The sequence below is a fragment of the Algibacter sp. genome (genome assembly GCF_049667265.1).
In the GTDB taxonomy this organism is placed as follows: Bacteria; Bacteroidota; Bacteroidia; order Flavobacteriales; family Flavobacteriaceae; genus Algibacter_B.
This window is the reverse complement of record NZ_JBATHX010000294.1, coordinates 1-2,267: the sequence shown is the minus strand read 5'-3', so window position 1 is coordinate 2,267 and position 2,267 is coordinate 1. Positions and strand designations below refer to the sequence as shown.

Here is a 2,267-nt window from a genome sequence, read left to right as displayed (position 1 = left end):
ATTTTATGCAAAATAATATCAAATTCAGATAAGGTGATATCCTTTTCAAAATCAATATGAGCTTCTAAATGAATTTCATCTTCATTAAGTTGCCAAACATGCACATGATGCACGTTTTTAATAGCATCAAAAGCATTAATTTCTTCAACAATTTTTTTTATAGGAATGGTATCTGGCGTAAACAACATAAGTACTTTAGTGGAATCTTTTAATAAATCGAAACCCATCCAAATTAAGTACAAAGCAATAATAAAAGTTAGTACGCTATCCACCCAAAACCATTGATAATACTTCATTAATAAACCACCAATTAAAACGGCAACACTAGCCATCATGTCGGTAAATAAATGAAGGTATGCACTTTTTATGTTCATATTAGCTTCAGCATCTTTTTTTAGTAAAAGCACGCTAAAACCATTTCCTAAAATGGCAATTATAGATAACCAGATAACTAAATTTGATTCAATTTCTTGCGGGTTTTGAAACCGTTTTACAGCCTCAATAATCAACAAAATAGCCACTACAATTAAAGTAGCTGCATTAATAAAAGCTGCTAAAATTTCAGCACGTTTATAACCAAATGTTTTATGGAAAGATGCTTTCTTTTTTGATAAATTATTAGCGATATAACTAATAATAAGCGAAATAACATCGCTAAAATTATGTAACGCATCACTTAATAATGCTAAACTTCCAGATATTAATCCGCCTACAACTTGCGCCGCTGTAATAACAATATTTAGTAAAATAGAAATGAAAAGGTTACGACCTTTTAAGTCGTTATGATCATGCGCGTGATTATGACCATGATGGTGTCCCATTTAACAAGATAAAGGAATTTTATTGATACGATTTAAATGACGACCACCTTCAAATTCGGTATTTAAAAACGTTTCTACCATTTTTAAAGCTTGAGGAATTGCTGTAAATCTTGCAGGAATACATAATATATTGGCATCATTATGCAGTCTTACTAACTCTACAATTTCATTATTCCAACATAAACCAGCGCGTATTTTTTGGTGTTTATTAGCCGTCATGGCCACACCATTTGCACTTCCACAAATTAAAATACCATACTCAGCTTTATTTGTTTCAACATCAACTGCAACTGGATGCCCAAAATCGGCATAATCTGCTCTATCATTAGTATCTGTACCATGATTAATAACGGTAATTCCTTTTGATTCTAATAAGGCCTTAATAGCAAATTTATAATCTGCGCCTGCGTGGTCGTTTCCTATTGAAATTGTCATGATATAAATACTAGTTTTTCATTTCCGTCTGCACGAAAATCTTTATTAGGTTATTAAAATTCAAAGTTAATAATAAGTTATAAGTATGAATAACTAAAAGTGGCATACTTATTCATTTTTTTTAGGTTTGATAATTGAATGTAATATTAGACTGAGCGCAGGTAAAGTCCTTTTATATCAATAAATTGAAAGTATTCCGGCACCCCTTAATATAACTGTTTTAAAAAAATTAAAATAACTGTTAATAAATAAGCTTTTAATTACTCATTACTTGTTAATATCTAAACACAGTTTAGTAAAACTTTTTCTAGGAATATCCAGTTAATTTTTCAATCCAGATCATTTAATTAACCTGCAAATAAGTTAGCATAATTTTGTAGGTTATTTATAAGCACAAGAAAGGATGGTTGTGAGTTATAAAAAAGGAAATACTTATTAAAAATTGTTGTTAATATGAGTTTCTAACAATTGTTAATAGTATTTTTAAATAGCTTCAACTTTAATGAGTTAACTATAAATAAATTGTTCACTTCGTATCAACAACATTCTATAAGATATATATCAAAGTAAATCTTAATAAAGTTATACCGCTATTAACAAGCTATAATAACCACCATTTATTTTTTTAAATTTTAAAGAAAAAGTAATTATGTATTATATAATGTGGATAACTTTGATTTAACATTAAAATAATACCATTAAATATTAAAAGCCTAACTTTGTAAAAACAAATAGCGCAACTTCTCCACTTACAACGCTATATAATAACCGAATTTCAATTAACTTTAGAAATTCAATTGATTACAATAATTAAATGACAAGAAATAGAAAAGGGAAATCCAAAAGTAAAGGTATTTCCAACCTAACAAATACAATCTTAAGTATTTTAAAAAAAGAAAGAAATCAAACTTTTAACTATAAACAAATTGCTGCCAAACTAGGTGTTAACGATGCTAGTAGCAGAAATCAAATTATAAAAACATTAGCTAAACTTACAGTTCAACAAGAATT

3 protein-coding genes are annotated in these 2,267 nt (G+C 28.1%); 1 reads left to right on the top strand and 2 read right to left on the bottom strand.

Going from position 1 to position 2,267, the window contains the following annotated elements; translation table 11 throughout:
- Together WBN21_RS10795 and rpiB are read right to left on the bottom strand one after the other, a co-directional pair.
- Nucleotides 1-821, bottom strand: an 821-nt coding sequence (locus tag WBN21_RS10795; protein ID WP_424200151.1) for a cation diffusion facilitator family transporter, incomplete at its 3' end; no start/stop codon positions are given.
- On the bottom strand, nucleotides 822-1,256 hold the full coding sequence (rpiB, locus tag WBN21_RS10790) for a ribose 5-phosphate isomerase B (RefSeq protein WP_424200149.1): 435 nt from the start codon (nucleotides 1,254-1,256) through the stop codon (nucleotides 822-824). It abuts the gene before it with no gap.
- Nucleotides 1,257-2,070: 814 nt separating this feature from the next.
- Here rpiB and WBN21_RS10785 point away from each other — a divergent pair.
- A partial coding sequence (locus WBN21_RS10785; protein ID WP_424200147.1) for a hypothetical protein occupies nucleotides 2,071-2,267 on the top strand: 197 nt, incomplete at its 3' end.

Coding starts and splice junctions, on each gene's coding strand:
- rpiB (WP_424200149.1), bottom strand. CDS start 1,256: ATGACAATTTCAATAGGAAACGACCACGCAGGCGCAGATTATAAATTT.